This is a genomic window from Acinetobacter sp. FDAARGOS_724 (assembly GCF_013364475.1).
GTDB classification, from domain to species: Bacteria; Pseudomonadota; Gammaproteobacteria; order Pseudomonadales; family Moraxellaceae; genus Acinetobacter; species Acinetobacter variabilis.
In genome coordinates, this window is record NZ_CP054908.1 from 163,030 (window position 1) to 177,589 (window position 14,560).

General features: G+C 44.3%; 24 protein-coding genes and 1 pseudogene. 4 read left to right on the top strand and 21 right to left on the bottom strand.

The window, feature by feature from the left end; all coding sequences use genetic code 11:
• Positions 1 to 2: 2 nt before the first annotated feature.
• The 21 genes and pseudogenes from rpmD to FOC32_RS02160 all read right to left on the bottom strand — a co-directional run bounded on the left by rpmD (position 3) and on the right by FOC32_RS02160 (position 9,705).
• On the bottom strand, positions 3 to 179 hold the full coding sequence (gene rpmD / locus FOC32_RS02060; protein WP_004786899.1) for a 50S ribosomal protein L30: 177 nt from the start codon (positions 177 to 179) through the stop codon (positions 3 to 5).
• Between the two features lie 6 nt (positions 180 to 185).
• Complete coding sequence (rpsE, locus tag FOC32_RS02065) at positions 186 to 683, bottom strand: 30S ribosomal protein S5 (RefSeq protein ID WP_004786901.1); 498 nt, start codon at positions 681 to 683, stop codon at positions 186 to 188.
• 2 nt (positions 684 to 685) lie between these two features.
• The gene (gene rplR / locus FOC32_RS02070) at positions 686 to 1,036 is read right to left on the bottom strand and encodes a 50S ribosomal protein L18 (protein WP_004281497.1); all 351 of its coding nucleotides are present in this window, start codon (positions 1,034 to 1,036) and stop codon (positions 686 to 688) included.
• 14 nt (positions 1,037 to 1,050) lie between these two features.
• Positions 1,051 to 1,584: a 50S ribosomal protein L6 gene (gene rplF / locus FOC32_RS02075; protein ID WP_004786903.1), complete on the bottom strand. Its 534-nt coding sequence runs from the start codon at positions 1,582 to 1,584 to the stop codon at positions 1,051 to 1,053.
• Between the two features lie 13 nt (positions 1,585 to 1,597).
• The gene (gene rpsH / locus FOC32_RS02080; RefSeq protein WP_004786905.1) at positions 1,598 to 1,993 is read right to left on the bottom strand and encodes a 30S ribosomal protein S8; all 396 of its coding nucleotides are present in this window, start codon (positions 1,991 to 1,993) and stop codon (positions 1,598 to 1,600) included.
• A 12-nt stretch (positions 1,994 to 2,005) separates the two neighbouring features.
• The gene (rpsN, locus tag FOC32_RS02085) at positions 2,006 to 2,311 is read right to left on the bottom strand and encodes a 30S ribosomal protein S14 (RefSeq protein ID WP_004786907.1); all 306 of its coding nucleotides are present in this window, start codon (positions 2,309 to 2,311) and stop codon (positions 2,006 to 2,008) included.
• Between the two features lie 9 nt (positions 2,312 to 2,320).
• Positions 2,321 to 2,857 carry a 50S ribosomal protein L5 gene (rplE, locus tag FOC32_RS02090; protein WP_004786908.1) on the bottom strand — a complete coding sequence of 179 codons (537 nt, stop codon included), beginning with the start codon at positions 2,855 to 2,857 and terminating at the stop codon, positions 2,321 to 2,323.
• 16 nt (positions 2,858 to 2,873) lie between these two features.
• Positions 2,874 to 3,191 (bottom strand): 50S ribosomal protein L24, encoded by a 318-nt coding sequence (gene rplX, locus FOC32_RS02095; protein WP_004786911.1) that lies wholly within the window; start codon positions 3,189 to 3,191, stop codon positions 2,874 to 2,876.
• 9 nt (positions 3,192 to 3,200) lie between these two features.
• Positions 3,201 to 3,569, bottom strand: coding sequence for a 50S ribosomal protein L14 (rplN, locus tag FOC32_RS02100; protein ID WP_001982634.1), 369 nt, complete (start codon positions 3,567 to 3,569; stop codon positions 3,201 to 3,203).
• A gap of 91 nt (positions 3,570 to 3,660) precedes the next feature.
• Positions 3,661 to 3,918 (bottom strand): 30S ribosomal protein S17, encoded by a 258-nt coding sequence (gene rpsQ, locus FOC32_RS02105; protein WP_004786913.1) that lies wholly within the window; start codon positions 3,916 to 3,918, stop codon positions 3,661 to 3,663.
• Positions 3,915 to 4,112: a 50S ribosomal protein L29 gene (gene rpmC / locus FOC32_RS02110; RefSeq protein ID WP_004786915.1), complete on the bottom strand. Its 198-nt coding sequence runs from the start codon at positions 4,110 to 4,112 to the stop codon at positions 3,915 to 3,917. The genes rpsQ and rpmC overlap by 4 nt, the downstream gene beginning before the upstream one ends.
• Entirely contained in the window at positions 4,112 to 4,525 is a 414-nt protein-coding gene (gene rplP, locus FOC32_RS02115) for a 50S ribosomal protein L16 (protein ID WP_004786917.1), read from the bottom strand. The genes rpmC and rplP overlap by 1 nt, the downstream gene beginning before the upstream one ends.
• Positions 4,465 to 5,281 (bottom strand): annotated as a pseudogene (gene rpsC / locus FOC32_RS02120) (30S ribosomal protein S3). Before rpsC ends, rplP begins: the two are co-directional and overlap by 61 nt.
• Position 5,282: 1 nt before the next feature.
• Entirely contained in the window at positions 5,283 to 5,612 is a 330-nt protein-coding gene (rplV, locus tag FOC32_RS02125; RefSeq protein ID WP_001982638.1) for a 50S ribosomal protein L22, read from the bottom strand.
• A gap of 11 nt (positions 5,613 to 5,623) precedes the next feature.
• Positions 5,624 to 5,899: a 30S ribosomal protein S19 gene (rpsS, locus tag FOC32_RS02130; RefSeq protein ID WP_004673001.1), complete on the bottom strand. Its 276-nt coding sequence runs from the start codon at positions 5,897 to 5,899 to the stop codon at positions 5,624 to 5,626.
• A 19-nt stretch (positions 5,900 to 5,918) separates the two neighbouring features.
• Positions 5,919 to 6,743: a 50S ribosomal protein L2 gene (gene rplB, locus FOC32_RS02135; protein WP_005233738.1), complete on the bottom strand. Its 825-nt coding sequence runs from the start codon at positions 6,741 to 6,743 to the stop codon at positions 5,919 to 5,921.
• Positions 6,744 to 6,754: 11 nt separating this feature from the next.
• On the bottom strand, positions 6,755 to 7,075 hold the full coding sequence (rplW, locus tag FOC32_RS02140) for a 50S ribosomal protein L23 (protein WP_004786923.1): 321 nt from the start codon (positions 7,073 to 7,075) through the stop codon (positions 6,755 to 6,757).
• Positions 7,072 to 7,674 carry a 50S ribosomal protein L4 gene (rplD, locus tag FOC32_RS02145; RefSeq protein WP_004786925.1) on the bottom strand — a complete coding sequence of 201 codons (603 nt, stop codon included), beginning with the start codon at positions 7,672 to 7,674 and terminating at the stop codon, positions 7,072 to 7,074. The genes rplW and rplD overlap by 4 nt, the downstream gene beginning before the upstream one ends.
• 11 nt (positions 7,675 to 7,685) lie before the next feature.
• The gene (rplC, locus tag FOC32_RS02150; RefSeq protein ID WP_005233737.1) at positions 7,686 to 8,324 is read right to left on the bottom strand and encodes a 50S ribosomal protein L3; all 639 of its coding nucleotides are present in this window, start codon (positions 8,322 to 8,324) and stop codon (positions 7,686 to 7,688) included.
• Positions 8,325 to 8,384: 60 nt separating this feature from the next.
• The gene (gene rpsJ / locus FOC32_RS02155) at positions 8,385 to 8,696 is read right to left on the bottom strand and encodes a 30S ribosomal protein S10 (RefSeq protein ID WP_000070912.1); all 312 of its coding nucleotides are present in this window, start codon (positions 8,694 to 8,696) and stop codon (positions 8,385 to 8,387) included.
• Between the two features lie 274 nt (positions 8,697 to 8,970).
• Entirely contained in the window at positions 8,971 to 9,705 is a 735-nt protein-coding gene (locus FOC32_RS02160) for a type 1 glutamine amidotransferase (protein ID WP_175966135.1), read from the bottom strand.
• A 162-nt stretch (positions 9,706 to 9,867) separates the two neighbouring features.
• Between FOC32_RS02160 and FOC32_RS02165 the strand changes: the two genes are divergently transcribed.
• The 4 genes from FOC32_RS02165 to FOC32_RS02180 all read left to right on the top strand — a co-directional run bounded on the left by FOC32_RS02165 (position 9,868) and on the right by FOC32_RS02180 (position 14,529).
• The gene (locus tag FOC32_RS02165) at positions 9,868 to 11,070 is read left to right on the top strand and encodes a PLP-dependent transferase (RefSeq protein ID WP_175966136.1); all 1,203 of its coding nucleotides are present in this window, start codon (positions 9,868 to 9,870) and stop codon (positions 11,068 to 11,070) included.
• Between the two features lie 18 nt (positions 11,071 to 11,088).
• Positions 11,089 to 12,639: a helicase HerA-like domain-containing protein gene (locus tag FOC32_RS02170; RefSeq protein ID WP_175966137.1), complete on the top strand. Its 1,551-nt coding sequence runs from the start codon at positions 11,089 to 11,091 to the stop codon at positions 12,637 to 12,639.
• A gap of 152 nt (positions 12,640 to 12,791) precedes the next feature.
• Positions 12,792 to 14,000 (top strand): NO-inducible flavohemoprotein, encoded by a 1,209-nt coding sequence (gene hmpA / locus FOC32_RS02175; protein ID WP_175966139.1) that lies wholly within the window; start codon positions 12,792 to 12,794, stop codon positions 13,998 to 14,000.
• An 88-nt stretch (positions 14,001 to 14,088) separates the two neighbouring features.
• Complete coding sequence (locus FOC32_RS02180) at positions 14,089 to 14,529, top strand: RrF2 family transcriptional regulator (RefSeq protein ID WP_175966140.1); 441 nt, start codon at positions 14,089 to 14,091, stop codon at positions 14,527 to 14,529.
• Positions 14,530 to 14,560 lie beyond the last annotated feature (31 nt).

Consider the following 14,560-nt stretch of genomic DNA (forward strand, 5'->3'; position numbering starts at 1 on the left):
GCTTATTCCTCTACACTAACCATATAGTAGACTTGGTTGATCATACCACGGTTAGAAGGCGTATCTTGCACTTCTACAGTATGACCAATACGACGCAGACCTAAACCTTTCAGGCTCAGCTTGTGATTTTTCAAGCGGTGCGATGCAGATTTAGTCTGGGTAACTTTAATCGTTTTCATGATTGATTACCCTTGAATTTGTTCTACTGTTAAACCACGTTTCGCAGCAACTTTCTCAGGAGAAGTCATATCACGCAAACCGTTAAAAGTCGCGTTTACTACGTTAGCAGCGTTTGTAGAGCCATAACATTTAGTTAATACGTTACGTACGCCAACAGCTTCTAAAACTGCACGCATCGCGCCACCAGCAATTACACCAGTACCTTCAGAAGCAGGTTGCATGTAAACGCGGCTTGCACCGTGACGAGCATTGATAGGGTGCTGAACAGTACCATCAACAAGGTCAACAGTAATCATGTTACGACGAGCAGCTTCAAGTGCTTTAGAAATAGCAGCAGGAACTTCACGCGCTTTACCACGACCAAAACCTACGCGACCATTACCATCACCCACAACAGTCAATGCTGTGAAAGAGAAGATACGACCACCCTTAACAACTTTGGCTACACGATCAACGGCAACCAGCTTTTCAACAAGACCTTCGTTTTGTTCAACTTTAGCCATGATTAGAACTCCAAGCCGTTTTCACGGGCAGCATCAGCCAAGGCTTTGATACGACCATGATATTTGAAACCAGAACGGTCAAATGCAACTTTAGTAACACCAGCTGCTTTAGCGCGTTCCGCGATTAAAGCACCTACTTTCTGAGCTGCTTCAACGTTACCAGTAGTACCCGCACGTAGAGTAGCGTCTAGAGTAGAAGCTTGCGCTAATACTTTGCCGCCATCTGCTGAGATAACTTGAGCATAGATGTGACGCGGAGTGCGGTTTACACACAAACGAGTCGCACCCAATGCACGGATGTGCAAGCGTGTGCTTTTCGCACGACGCAAACGGGATTGTTTCTTTTCGTTCATAAGAACCTCGCGCCTTATTTCTTCTTAGCTTCTTTACGAAGTACAACTTCGTCAGAATAACGAACACCTTTACCTTTATAAGGCTCTGGTGGACGGTAACCACGGATATCTGCAGCGACTTGACCTAGAACTGCTTTATCAGCAGATTTAAGTACGATTTCAGTTGCAGTTGGAGTTTCAGCAGTTACACCTTCAGGAAGCGTATAGTCGATCGGGTGAGAGAAACCAAGGTTAAGGTTAACAACGTTACCTTTAACCGCAGCTTTATAACCTACACCGATAAGTTGTAACTTACGTTCGAAACCTTCGCTTACACCTTTTACAAGGTTGTTAAGCACAGCGCGAGCAGTACCAGCTTGCATCCAAGCGTCTTTAGATTCAGCTTTAGGAGCAATAACTAGAGTACCGTCTTCCTGTTTTAGCTCGACCAGCGCATGCAGGTTGAAAGACAATGTACCTTTGCTGCCTTTCACTTCGACCTGCCGGCCGTTCTGAGTAACTGTTACACCGTTAGGTACAGTTACTGGGGCTTTAGCCACACGAGACATGAGGAATCACCTATTAAGAAACAAAAGCAATAACTTCACCACCAACGCCTGCAGCACGTGCAGCGCGATCAGTCATGATGCCTTTGCTTGTAGAAACAATTGCAATACCTAAACCTTGCTTAACGCTTGGAAGTGCATCTTTACCGCGATACTGACGTAGACCTGGACGGCTTACGCGTTTCACAGTTTCGATAACTGGCTTGCCTTCAAAATATTTTAAAGTCAAAGTAAGAGTTGCTTTGCCTTCAACTTCAGCAACTTCTACGTTTGAAATATAACCTTCTTGTTGAAGTACGTTAGCAATCGCAACTTTCAACTTAGAATTAGGCATAGAAACAGTTTGTTTCTTTGCCATTTGTGCGTTACGAACACGTGTTAGCATGTCGGCAACGGTATCTTGCATACTCATTTATAGTGCTCCTTACCAGCTTGCCTTAACAACGCCAGGTACATCACCTTGCATTACTTTATCGCGTACCATGTTACGGCTTAAGCCGAACTTACGGAAGTAACCATGAGGACGACCAGTTAAACCACAACGGTTACGTAGACGTACTGGAGATGCATTACGTGGTAATGCTTGTAATTTCATCATCGCATCGAAACGTTCTTCATCTGAAGCATTTACGTTTGCAATGATTGCTTTTAATTCAGCACGTTTTGCAGCGTATTTAGCAACAGTAGCTTCGCGTTTCAATTCGCGATTAATCATACTTTTCTTAGCCATTTCGACCTCTTATTTGAACGGGAAGCCGAATGCACGCATTAGCGCACGGCCTTCGTCATCGGTGCGAGCAGTCGTAGTGATGGTAATGTCCATACCACGAATACGGTCAATCTTGTCAAAATCGATCTCAGGGAACATGATCTGTTCTTTAAGACCCATTGAGTAGTTACCACGACCATCAAATGATTTCGCAGAGAAACCACGGAAGTCACGGATACGAGGAATCGCAATCGAGATCAGACGGTCTAAGAATTCGTACATACGTTCGCCGCGTAAAGTAACTTTACAACCAATCGGCCAACCATCACGGATTTTGAAACCAGCGATAGATTTACGAGCTAACGTAAGAACTGGTTTTTGACCAGCGATAGCTTGCATATCAGAAAGAGCACCATCAAGGAGTTTCTTGTCAGCAGAAGCTGCACCAACACCCATGTTGATAGTGATTTTAGTGATGCGAGGGATCTCCATCACATTCTTAATTCCCAATTGTTCTTTTAATTGAGCTTTAAGTTCGTCGTTGTAACGTGCTTTAAGTCTGGCCATTGCCTTTTTCAACCTATTACTTCGCTACCGCCACTGATTCACCATTAGATTTGAATACGCGAGTTTTCACGCCATCAATCGTTTGGTAACCAACACGGTCAGCCTTTTGGGTTGTAGCATTAAAAATTGCCACGTTTGAAATGTGAAGCGAAGCTTCTTGAGTTACGATGCCGCCTTCAGCGCCAGTAACACGGTTCGGCTTTTGATGCTTCTTCACCAAGTTAAGGCCTTCAACCTTAACGCGGTCATTAGAAACAGACAGAACAGTACCCTGTTTGCCTTTTTCTTTACCTGCGATCACAATTACTTGATCGCCTTTTTTAATCTTAGCCATGATCGCCTCTTATAGAACTTCAGGAGCCAATGAAATAATTTTCATGAACTGTTCAGTACGAAGTTCACGAGTCACTGGTCCGAAAATACGAGTTGCAATCGGCGCTTTGTTGTTGTTCAAAATAACAGCAGCGTTATCGTCGAAACGAATCACTGAACCGTCTGGACGACGGATACCGAATTTTGTACGTACAACTACTGCATTCATCACGTCACCTTTTTTAACACGTGCGCGTGGAATTGCTTCTTTTACAGTAACTTTAATAATGTCGCCAACAGAAGCATAACGACGATGTGAACCACCAAGTACTTTAATACATTGTACGCGGCGAGCACCACTGTTGTCTGCTACGTCGAGCATAGTTTCGGTCTGAATCATTGCCCTACTCCAAAACCGAGCATCACCGGTCACAATTTCGAAAGGCTCAAAGAGTACTCGAAATTGACCGATGATGCAACAAGAACGTTAATTACTCAGCAGCTGCTTCAACAACTTCAACTAAAGTCCATGACTTAGTTTTAGACATTGGGCGGCTTTCTTTAATGGTTACAACGTCGCCAACTTTAGCTGTGTTGTTCTCATCATGAGCATGTAATTTTGTTGAACGGCGGATTGATTTGCCATACAACGGGTGTTGAACACGGCGTTCGATAAGAACAACGATAGATTTTTCCATCTTGTCGCTTACTACTTTGCCTGTTAACGTGCGGACTGTATTTTCACTCATTGTCCGTTCCCCTGTTTTTCGGTAAGGAGGGTCTTGATACGAGCAATAGTCTTGCGAGTCAATTGCACTTCGTGCGATTTACCCAATTGACCAGTTGCTTTCGCCATACGAAGACGGAATTGGTTTAGCTGTTGCTCATCAAGCAAAGCTGTCAACTCTTCTACCGACTTTTCACGTAGATCTTTAGTTTTCATTACATTACCGTCCGAGTCACGATAGTGGTTTTAAACGGAAGTTTAGCAGCAGCAAGCGTGAACGCTTCGCGAGCTAGGTCTTCGTTAACACCATCAATTTCGTACAAGACTTTACCTGGTTTGATTTGGCAAACCCAGTATTCCACAGAACCTTTACCTTTACCCATACGCACTTCAAGTGGTTTAGAAGTAATTGGCTTGTCCGGGAATACACGGATAAAGATTTTACCACCACGTTTAATACGACGGCTAATTGTACGACGCGCTGCTTCAATTTGACGTGCAGTCATTTGACCACGTTCAATTGATTTAAGTGCGATAGTACCAAAAGATACTGAGCTACCGCGGTGAGCTAGACCAGTGTTACGGCCTTTTTGCACCTTACGGAATTTAGTACGTTTAGGTTGCAACATGGATTATTCTCCTTTTTCAGCAGAACGATCATTGCGACGACCACGACGCTCTTGACCTTCACCACGACCGCGACCGCGTTTAGCTGGACGTTCTTCAGCTGGAGCTGGGTTCATGACTTGTTTCATGCCACCCAAGATCTCACCACGGAAGATCCAAACTTTAACACCAATCGTACCGTAAGTAGTCTCAGCACGCATAGTCGCGTAGTCGATATCTGCACGAAGAGTATGTAGAGGTACACGACCTTCACGATACCATTCAGTACGAGCAATCTCAGCACCACCTAAACGGCCTGAAACTTCTACTTTGATACCTTTCGCACCAGCACGCATAGTGTTTTGAACCGCACGCTTCATAGCACGACGGAACATTACACGTTTTTCCAATTGAGAAGCGATAGCTTCAGCAACTAGACGCGCATCTAAGTCTGGACGATCAATTTCGTTGATACTTACTTGCGCAGGAACACCCATAATAGATGTTAATTCGCGTTGTAATTTCTCAATGTCTTCGCCTTTTTTACCGATTACGATACCAGGACGAGCAGTGCTAATAGTTACTTTAGCAGCGCCTGTTGGACGTTCGATAAGAATATTGCTGATCATTGCATTCTTAAGTTTTTTAGTTAAAAACTCACGAACTTGCAAATCTTTAAGCAAGTATTCAGCGTATTGTTTCGGACTCGCATACCAGTTAGCGTTATGACGTTTCACAACACCTAGGCGGATACCGATTGGATGAACCTTCTGACCCATATCAAACCCCTACCTTAACGGTGATGTGACAAGTACGCTTAGTAATACGATCTGCACGGCCTTTAGCACGTGGCATAATACGTTTCAGGCTCATGCCTTCATCAACGTAGATCGTAGAAACTTTAAGGTCGTCTACATCTAAACTGTTATTATGTTCAGCGTTTGCAATTGCAGATTCCAACGCTTTCTTAACCAATACTGCAGCTTTTTTGTTGCTGAAGTTTAAGATGTTAAGAGCGTGCGCAACAGATTTGCCGCGGATAAGATCTGCAACCAAACGAGCTTTTTGTGCCGAGATAGCGGCACCGCGTAATTTAGCAGTTACTTCCATCATAGCACCTATTAACGTTTAGATTTCTTGTCAACACCGTGACCACGGTAGGTACGAGTCGGTGCAAATTCACCAAGCTTGTGTCCAACCATATGTTCAGAGATGATCACTGGAACATGGTTACGGCCATTGTGTACAGAAATTGTTAAACCAACAAAATCCGGGAGGATCATCGAACGACGCGACCAAGTTTTGATCGGCTTACGGTTATTAGCCGCGATAGCCGCTTCAACCTTAGCGAACAAGTGCGCATCGACGAATGGGCCTTTTTTCAGAGAACGAGGCATTGTCAGATTCCTTTACTTGTTACTTAACGCGACGGTCGCGAATAATCATCTTAGTCGTACGCTTATTGGTACGTGTTTTGTACCCTTTAGCTTTTTGACCCCATGGGCTTACAGGTTGAATACCTTTGTTACGCCCTTCACCACCACCGTGTGGGTGATCAACTGGGTTCATCGCCATACCACGAACGGTAGGACGAACACCACGCCAGCGTGATGCACCAGCTTTACCTAGTGAGCGAAGGTTGCTTTCTGAGTTAGATACTTCACCTAACACAGCGCGGCATTCAACATGAATTTTACGCATCTCGCCTGAACGAAGACGAACGATAGCGTAAGAACCGTCACGACCCAACAACTGAACAGAAGTACCAGCTGAACGAGCTAACTGCGCGCCTTTACCGATTTTAAGTTCGATGTTGTGAAGAGTAGAACCGATAGGCATGTTGCGAAGTGGCAAGCAGTTACCTGGACGGATTGGAGCATCATTACCAGATTGAACTGAATCACCAGCGCGTAAACCTTTAGGCGCGATGATGTAGCGACGTTCACCGTCAGCATACTTCAACAACGCAATGTGCGCAGTACGGTTTGGATCGTATTCAATACGCTCAACTACAGCTGGAATGCCGTCTTTGTTACGTTTGAAGTCGATTAAACGGTAGTGTTGTTTGTGACCGCCACCAACGTGACGAGTCGTAATGTGACCGTTGTTATTACGGCCGCCAGTACGTTTTTTAGCTTCAACTAGTGGAGCATAAGGCGCGCCTTTGTGAAGGTGATCATGAACCACTTTCTCTACAAAGCGACGTCCTGGAGACGTTGGCTTACATTTTTGAATAGGCATAGTTTTCGTCCTTATTCCGCTGCGCTTTCAGCGGCATCGCCCAAGTCAGCCATTTCAACATCTTGGCCAGCTTTCAGGGTGACGTATGCTTTTTTAACATCAGAACGACGTCCTAATGTTTTACCAAAGCGTTTAGTTTTACCTTTAGTGATCGTAGTGTTAACTTTAACAACTTCTACACCAAACAATTGTTCAACTGCTTTTTTGATTTCAAGTTTGTTTGCATCAAGTGCAACTTTGAATACTTGAACACCAGCAGTTTCACCTAAAACTTGTGCTTTTTCTGAGAAAACAGGTCCTTGAAGGACTTGATATAAACGTTCGTTGTTCATCCGAGTTCTACCTCAATTTTCTTAGCAGCAGCTACAGACATAACAACTTTATCGAACGCGATCAAGCTAACAGGATCGATTGCAGTCGCATCAACCACATCAACGTGTGGAAGGTTACGAGCAGCTAGATACAAGTTCTCATCAACAGCATCAGTAACGATCAATGCACGAGTAGCATTCAAGTCGTTAAGTTTTGCAAGCAATTCTTTAGTTTTTGGAGCTGCAACAGCAAACTCTTCAACTAGAACTAAGCGATCTTGACGAACAAGTTCAGCCAGGATGCATTGCATAGCACCGCGGTACATTTTACGGTTTACTTTTTGAGACCAGTCTTGTGGACGAGCAGCAAAAGTTTTACCACCGCCAACCCAGATTGGGCTACGAATAGAACCAGCACGAGCGCGGCCAGTACCTTTTTGACGGAATGGTTTTTTACCACCGCCAGAAACGTCTGCACGTGATTTCTGAGCTTTAGAACCTTGACGACCACCAGCTAAGTAAGCTGTAACAACTTGGTGTACAAGAGCTTCATTAAATTCACGACCGAACGCAACTTCTGATAATTCAACAGCAGAGCCGGAAACAGTATTTAAATTCACGTTATTTCCCCTCAGGCCTTGATCGTAGGACGAACAGTTACGTCGCCACCAGTAGCGCCAGGAATCGCACCTTTAACCACTAGAACTGAACGTTCTGCGTCGATAGATACAATTTCAAGACCCTGTACAGTTACGCGTTCAGCACCTAAATGGCCAGCCATTTTTTTGCCTTTGAACACGCGACCAGGAGTCTGGTTTTGACCTGTAGAACCTAGAACACGGTGAGAAACAGAGTTACCGTGAGTAGCGTCTTGAGTACGGAAGTTCCAACGCTTAACACCACCTTGGAAACCTTTACCTTTAGACTGACCAGTTACGTCAACAATTTGACCAACTGTGAACAGATCTACACCGATAGTAGCGCCAACTTCACGACCTTCAAGCTCAGCTTCTGAAACGCGGAATTCTTGAACCAGACGACCAGCAGCAACACCAGCTTTCGCAAAGTGACCCTTCTGAGCGTTAGTTACGCGAGATTCGCGACGTTCACCAGTAGTGATTTGAATCGCTTGATAACCATCAGTTTCAAGCGTTTTGATTTGAGTGATGCGGTTAGGATCAACCTCAATCACTGTAACAGGCACAGAAACACCAGCATCTGTAAAGATACGTGTCATACCGCACTTGCGACCGACTAAACCAATAGCCATGTGCATAAACCTCTAAAAAAGCGGCCTAATTAACTTAGAGCGTTAATTAACCCGAAAGCCTTAACCCAATGCGATCTGAACATCAACACCAGCTGCAAGATCTAACTTCATCAATGCATCTACAGTTTTGTCTGTAGGTTGAACGATGTCGATCAAACGTTTGTAAGTGCGGATCTCGTATTGGTCACGCGCATCTTTGTTAACGTGTGGTGATGTTAAAACGTTAAAACGTTCAATGCGTGTAGGCATTGGAATTGGACCACAAACTTGTGCGCCAGTACGTTTTGCTGTTTCTACGATTTCTTGAGCTGATTGATCAATAAGACGGTGATCAAAAGACTTAAGACGGATACGAATTCTCTGGTTAGACATACCAGTTAACTCCAAGCCAAATATATAAAGAATCACTCTTGACGCATCTCACCCCACTATTTAAAGGCAAGTGTCAAGAGCAGTGAAATATCACTAAGGTCGTGATCGATGCCACGACTGTAACGATAGTTAACTACTTTCTTCGCAGTTAACCCCCTTCCTATCGAAGGGTCGCTTATTATAGCCATTGTTTATTGCATAAGCAAATCCCTTTTAGAGTTTTTCTTGCTGTATTTCAATTTATTCGGGAAATCAATTGTTTATTTTTTACCCACTAGGCCGTTTTTTCCAAAACATATTGAATAGCTTGGTTTAGTATTTGATTTCCTTGAATAAAATTATTTTTGGTTGTTCTTTTCAGTTGTTGAATGTCCTGTACATATTTTCCAGAAAATTGTGAAATTTCTTCTTCATTTTCCAAAAACAGCTTTAAAGTTTCCGGGGTGATTTCCGGATGAAACTGGAAACCCAAAACATTCTTGCCGAGTTGATACATCTGATTACGGCAGGCTTCATTTTCTGCTAGATGAATTGCTCCTTTAGGCATTTCAAAGGTTTCACTGTGCCATTGCATGATTTCGAACTGTTCAGGCAAGACAAAACAATCCTCGGGTACATGCGCGACTTTTCGTACCGTGGTCCAGCCTAGCTCCTGCTCCTGGTTACGGCTGACGGCCGCACCCAAGGCATTGGCAATCAACTGCCCGCCTAAACATAGACCAATTGACGGCTTGCCTTGAGAAAGATAACGGCGTAACCAGCGTTTTTCGATCTTGAGCCATGGATAATTTGCTTCATCATTGACGCTCATGGTACCGCCCATGATGATCAGTAAATCAACTTCATCGACTGATGGCAAAGCTTCAATATCCAGTGGACGATCGACGGGTAAAGCAAAGAATTCAGTCGCAGTAATTTGCGCCTGATGCTGCTTTAAAAAATCAATACAACTACCAAAACCCTCGCCAGCAATATGCTGAAAATAATGTACTTTTAACTGCGACTTCATGCGCCTAAACCTTTTGTTGTAGCTCTCTGATTTTAGGTTTTGCAAAAATGAAGCCAACTTTTTAGCAATGTCAGTTTTTTCAACATTTCACAACATAACTGGCAGCAATAATGAGATTCTCTTAAGCTAAAGCAATATTTGATTACATTTAAGAGCATTCACGTGAAAAAAAATCCTCAAACAGCGCTGATTCATGCACCACGAAAGGCCCCGCAATACATTTCGAGTATTCAACCTCCCATGTTTCGTGCATCCACCATTATCTTTAACAACACCGATGCCCTATTTAATCGCCATTGGACTGATGACTATGACTATAGCTATGGCACGCATGGTACACCGACGACATTTACCTTAGGCGATAGCATTGCCCAGATCGAAGGTGGTCAATATTGTTTGCTGGCACCGAGTGGTTTATCCGCGATTAATCTCGTGAATTCTTGTTTTTTAAGCCAGGGCGATGAAGTGTGGGTTGCGGATAATATCTATGGTCCAAATATGGAACATTTATGCAATCTGGAAACCCGCTATGGCATTCAGGTCAAAGTTTATAATGCGATAGATGCGAATACTTTTCAGCCCTCGGAAAAAGCCAAACTACTTTGGCTGGAAGCAGCAGGTTCTGTGACATTAGAATTTCCCGATTTAAGTCGCTTGGTCAAGAAGGCCCGAGTGAACAACATCCTCACTGCGCTGGATAATACCTGGGGTGCAGGCCTTGCCTTTAATGCATTTGATTTTGGTGAGGATCATTTAAGTGTCGATATGACTGTGCATGCCCTGACTAAATATCCAAGTGGTGGCGGTGATATCCTGATGGGTTCAGTAGTGACCCGCGATAAAGAACTGCACCATAAATTGTTCCGTGCGCATGCCATTCAGGGTATTTCAGTATCAGGTGATGATGTCGCTCAGGTACAACGTAGTCTGGCATCGATGCAACTCCGATATGAACATCAATCACAAAGCTGTTTAACCTTATTAGACTGGCTCAAACAGCAACCAGAATTTGTTCAGGTATTACATCCGGCTGATGCTGACAACGCAGGTCATGAATACTGGAAAGAAATTTGCAAGCAAGAACACAGCGCCGGACTGGTCAGCGTGATTTTTGACAATAATTACAAGCTGCAAGATATTCGCAATTTCTGTGACAGCTTACAACTGTTTAAGCTTGGCTTTAGCTGGGGTGGTCCTGTCAGTCTGGTCATGCTATATAACTTAAAAGAAATGCGTGTGCTTGAACATTCACATTTGAAAGAAGGTTTTCTGGTTCGTTTCTGTATTGGTCTGGAACATCCCGAAGATCTGATTGAAGACATTCAGCATGCACTACAAAACATGAAAAAACTTAAAAATGAATAAATAACAATAGGAAAATTTATGGGCACACCAATCATTATTGCTAAAAAAACCAGTGATACCACGCAAGATATTGTGCTGCATTCACAGCTTGCCAATCGTCACGGGCTGATTGCCGGCGCGACCGGAACTGGCAAAACGGTAACTTTGAAAGTTTTGGCAGAAAGCTTTTCCAGCATTGGTGTACCCGTGTTCCTAGCCGATGCTAAGGGAGATGTTTCCAGCCTGGCCAAGCCGGGGGAAAGTAATCCTAAGTTTGATGAACGGATTAAAAGCCTGAATATTGACTCGATTCCTTTTGAAGCTTCGCCGGTCGTGTTCTGGGATCTGTTTGGCGAACAAGGCCATCCGATCCGCACTACGATTTCTGAAATTGGGCCACTCTTGCTTGCCCGCATCCTAAATCTGAATGATACCCAGGAAGGCGTACTGTCTGCCGTCTTTCGGATTGCCGATGATCAGGGATTATTACTCATTGACTTTAAAGACCTGAAAGCCATGCTGAGTTATGTCAGTGAACATGCTGCAGACTTTAAAGTGGAATATGGCAATCTTTCACCTGCCAGCCTCGGTGCAATGCAGCGCAATTTATTGGCACTTGCAGATCAAGGCGGTGACAAGTTCTTTGGCGAGCCAGCACTAGACCTGATGGATTTCCTGCAAACGGATAGCCAAGGCCGCGGCAATATCAATCTGCTGGCTGCCGACAAGCTGATGAACACACCGAAGTTGTACGCCACTTTCCTGTTATGGATGCTGTCAGAGTTATTTGAACAGTTACCAGAAGTGGGTGATCTGGACAAACCGAAACTGGTGTTCTTCTTTGATGAAGCCCACCTACTCTTTGATAATGCTAGCCCCGCCCTGCAGGACAAGATTGAACAGGTGGTGCGTCTGATCCGCTCCAAAGGTGTCGGGATTTACTTTGTCACCCAGAATCCATTCGACTTACCTGAAAGCGTATTAGGGCAACTCGGCAACCGCATTCAGCATGCTTTACGCGCTTTTACGCCTAAAGACCAGAAGGCAGTCAAAACGGCGGCAGATACCTTCCGTGCCAATCCAGAATTTAAAGCGCAGGAAGCGATTACTGAACTTGCTATGGGTGAAGCGCTGATTAGCTGTCTGGATGAAAAAGGGACTCCGCAGATTGTTGAACGTGGCTGGATCATGCCCCCACATTCCTCTTTTAGCCCGATTACACCAGAAGAACGTAAGGCACTGATGCAACAAAGCATCGTGGCTGGTATTTATGAGCAGGAAGTTGACCGTGACAGTGCGCATGAGATGCTACAGCAAAAAGTACTGGAACGTCAGCAGCAGGCTCAAGCCGCGGAACTTGCCAAGCAGCAAGCCAAAGAACAGGAAGTTCTAGCTAAACAGCAAGCCAAGGAACAGGAACGTTTGGCACGTGAACAGCAAAAAGAAGCTGAACGTACAGCTAAGCAACGTGAAAAACTTACTCAGGATATTGTGGGTACCTTTGCTAAAAGTGCAGCACGTAGTCTTGGTGGTAGTACCGGCCAGAAAATTGTGCGTGGTCTATTAGGTTCCCTCTTTGGGCGCAAATAGCCTTCCTTTCTCCGATTGAAAACATCATTTTTATGGGATATTTTTATATCCCATAATTTTTTTATGGTTTTATGCATTTCCTATATTGTAAAAGCATTTTATAAGATGTATTTTAAATACATCTTATAAATAACAGCCATGAGAGATCAGCTATGACTCCACAGCAAATTGACCTTGTAAAAGCCACTGTTCCTGTACTTCGTGAAAATGGGGTTGCCCTGACCGGTTATTTCTATAACCGCATGCTAGGCAATAATCCTGATTTGAAAGAAACCTTTAACATGGGACATCAACGCAGTGGAGCTCAAGCACAAGCCTTGGCAGGTGCGGTTCTGGCTTATGCTGAAAATATCGAAGATCCATCTGTGCTGTTACCTGTGGTTGAGCTGATCGCACACAAGCACGTGAGCTTAAATATTAAGGCACCGGACTACGGTATTGTTGGGGAAAACCTTTTATATTCGATCAGTGAAGTGCTGAACATTTCTATGGATGATCCACTGATTGATGCTTGGGCTGCAGCATACGGTCAACTGGCGGATCTGTTTATTGCAACTGAAAAAGCGATTTACGACCAGCATGAACAAACTAAAGGTAGCTGGTTAGGCTGGCGCAACTTCAAGATTGCCAAGAAAGTCGTGGAAAGTGATGAAATCACTTCGTTCTACCTGGCTCCAGTTGACGGCGGTCCATTACCAAAATATGAAGCCGGCCAATACATTTCAGTACGTGTATTCGTACCTGAACTCAACCTGAGACAGCCACGCCAATACACCCTGTCGACTTGCCCACAAGCGGATTACCTTCGTATTTCGGTAAAACGTGAAGACCAGAAAGGCGACATGGTTCCAGGCTGGGTATCCAATACCCTACACAGCCTGCCAGAAGGTTCAGAAATTGAAGTCTCTGCACCAACAGGTAACTTCTACCTGATCGATCCGAACAAACGTAATGTGTTCATCAGTGGCGGTGTAGGTCTAACTCCAATGGTGGCCATGCTAAACCAGCTGATGACTCTGGACATGCCACAGCCTGTGACTTTTATCCATGCCTGCCGTAGCAAACAGGTTCATGCAATGAAACAGCATATTCATGACCTGAAAGCCAAATACCCACGTTTAAGCACAATGACTGCTTATGAATTCCCGCACCCAAGCGATAAACTGGGCGAGGATTATGATGTTGCCGGTCGACTGGACTTAAGCACTGTAGATAGCGCATTATTACCAGCCAATGCAGACTACTATCTCTGTGGCCCAATGCCATTTATGGCTGAACAGCAAAAGGCACTTGTCGCTCGCGGAATTCCTGCTGAGAACATTCATAGCGAAGCCTTTGGCACAGGTGGTGTACGCCACTAACTGCTTCTTCAGCTTAAAATAAAAACAGAGGGTTAGTCTGGTATGCTAGACTAACCCTAATTTTTTCATCAAAAACATCAGTATTATCATGCAACTGAATAAATTTACTGACTATGCGCTGCGCATACTGATGTATGTTGCACAACCCCGTGATCTGCCTTATACGATTGCCGAGCTGGCGGAGCGCTTACAGATTTCACAGAACCATGCCATGAAAATCGTCTACTTTATGGCAAAACAGGACTGGCTCATTACTTCTCGTGGTAAAGGGGGTGGAATCCGTCTTAATCCAGCTGCCCTGAAAGTTCAGCTAGGACAGATTGTGCGTATTCTACAACGTGATAACCAGATTGTAGAATGTAATGATCCACCTTGTATATTACGTACCAATTGCGGATTAAAAGGCATTCTGGATCAGGCTGTGGAGCAGTTCTATACCATTCTGGATCAATATATTCTGGGTGATGTCGTTGAACCGACTAAGGAACATTTTAGTATCCAGTCACCGATTAGTCTGATCAATCTCTAATACCCTTATTCTATTGAACAATTCTAAAGTT

Coding starts and splice junctions, on each gene's coding strand:
- rplP (WP_004786917.1), bottom strand. CDS start 4,525: ATGTTGCAACCTAAACGTACTAAATTCCGTAAGGTGCAAAAAGGCCGT.
- rpmD (WP_004786899.1), bottom strand. CDS start 179: ATGAAAACGATTAAAGTTACCCAGACTAAATCTGCATCGCACCGCTTG.
- rplN (WP_001982634.1), bottom strand. CDS start 3,569: ATGATTCAGACCGAAACTATGCTCGACGTAGCAGACAACAGTGGTGCT.
- FOC32_RS02180 (WP_175966140.1), top strand. CDS start 14,089: ATGCAACTGAATAAATTTACTGACTATGCGCTGCGCATACTGATGTAT.
- rpsS (WP_004673001.1), bottom strand. CDS start 5,899: ATGCCTCGTTCTCTGAAAAAAGGCCCATTCGTCGATGCGCACTTGTTC.
- rplE (WP_004786908.1), bottom strand. CDS start 2,857: ATGGCCAGACTTAAAGCACGTTACAACGACGAACTTAAAGCTCAATTA.
- rplC (WP_005233737.1), bottom strand. CDS start 8,324: ATGGCTATTGGTTTAGTCGGTCGCAAGTGCGGTATGACACGTATCTTT.
- hmpA (WP_175966139.1), top strand. CDS start 12,792: ATGACTCCACAGCAAATTGACCTTGTAAAAGCCACTGTTCCTGTACTT.
- rpsQ (WP_004786913.1), bottom strand. CDS start 3,918: ATGAGTGAAAATACAGTCCGCACGTTAACAGGCAAAGTAGTAAGCGAC.
- rpsH (WP_004786905.1), bottom strand. CDS start 1,993: ATGAGTATGCAAGATACCGTTGCCGACATGCTAACACGTGTTCGTAAC.
- FOC32_RS02160 (WP_175966135.1), bottom strand. CDS start 9,705: ATGAAGTCGCAGTTAAAAGTACATTATTTTCAGCATATTGCTGGCGAG.
- rpsN (WP_004786907.1), bottom strand. CDS start 2,311: ATGGCTAAGAAAAGTATGATTAATCGCGAATTGAAACGCGAAGCTACT.
- rplF (WP_004786903.1), bottom strand. CDS start 1,584: ATGTCTCGTGTGGCTAAAGCCCCAGTAACTGTACCTAACGGTGTAACA.
- rplV (WP_001982638.1), bottom strand. CDS start 5,612: ATGGAAGTAACTGCTAAATTACGCGGTGCCGCTATCTCGGCACAAAAA.
- rpmC (WP_004786915.1), bottom strand. CDS start 4,112: ATGAAAACTAAAGATCTACGTGAAAAGTCGGTAGAAGAGTTGACAGCT.
- rplB (WP_005233738.1), bottom strand. CDS start 6,743: ATGCCTATTCAAAAATGTAAGCCAACGTCTCCAGGACGTCGCTTTGTA.
- rplX (WP_004786911.1), bottom strand. CDS start 3,191: ATGGCTAAGATTAAAAAAGGCGATCAAGTAATTGTGATCGCAGGTAAA.
- rplW (WP_004786923.1), bottom strand. CDS start 7,075: ATGAACAACGAACGTTTATATCAAGTCCTTCAAGGACCTGTTTTCTCA.
- rpsJ (WP_000070912.1), bottom strand. CDS start 8,696: ATGTCTAACCAGAGAATTCGTATCCGTCTTAAGTCTTTTGATCACCGT.
- FOC32_RS02170 (WP_175966137.1), top strand. CDS start 11,089: ATGGGCACACCAATCATTATTGCTAAAAAAACCAGTGATACCACGCAA.
- rplR (WP_004281497.1), bottom strand. CDS start 1,036: ATGAACGAAAAGAAACAATCCCGTTTGCGTCGTGCGAAAAGCACACGC.
- rpsE (WP_004786901.1), bottom strand. CDS start 683: ATGGCTAAAGTTGAACAAAACGAAGGTCTTGTTGAAAAGCTGGTTGCC.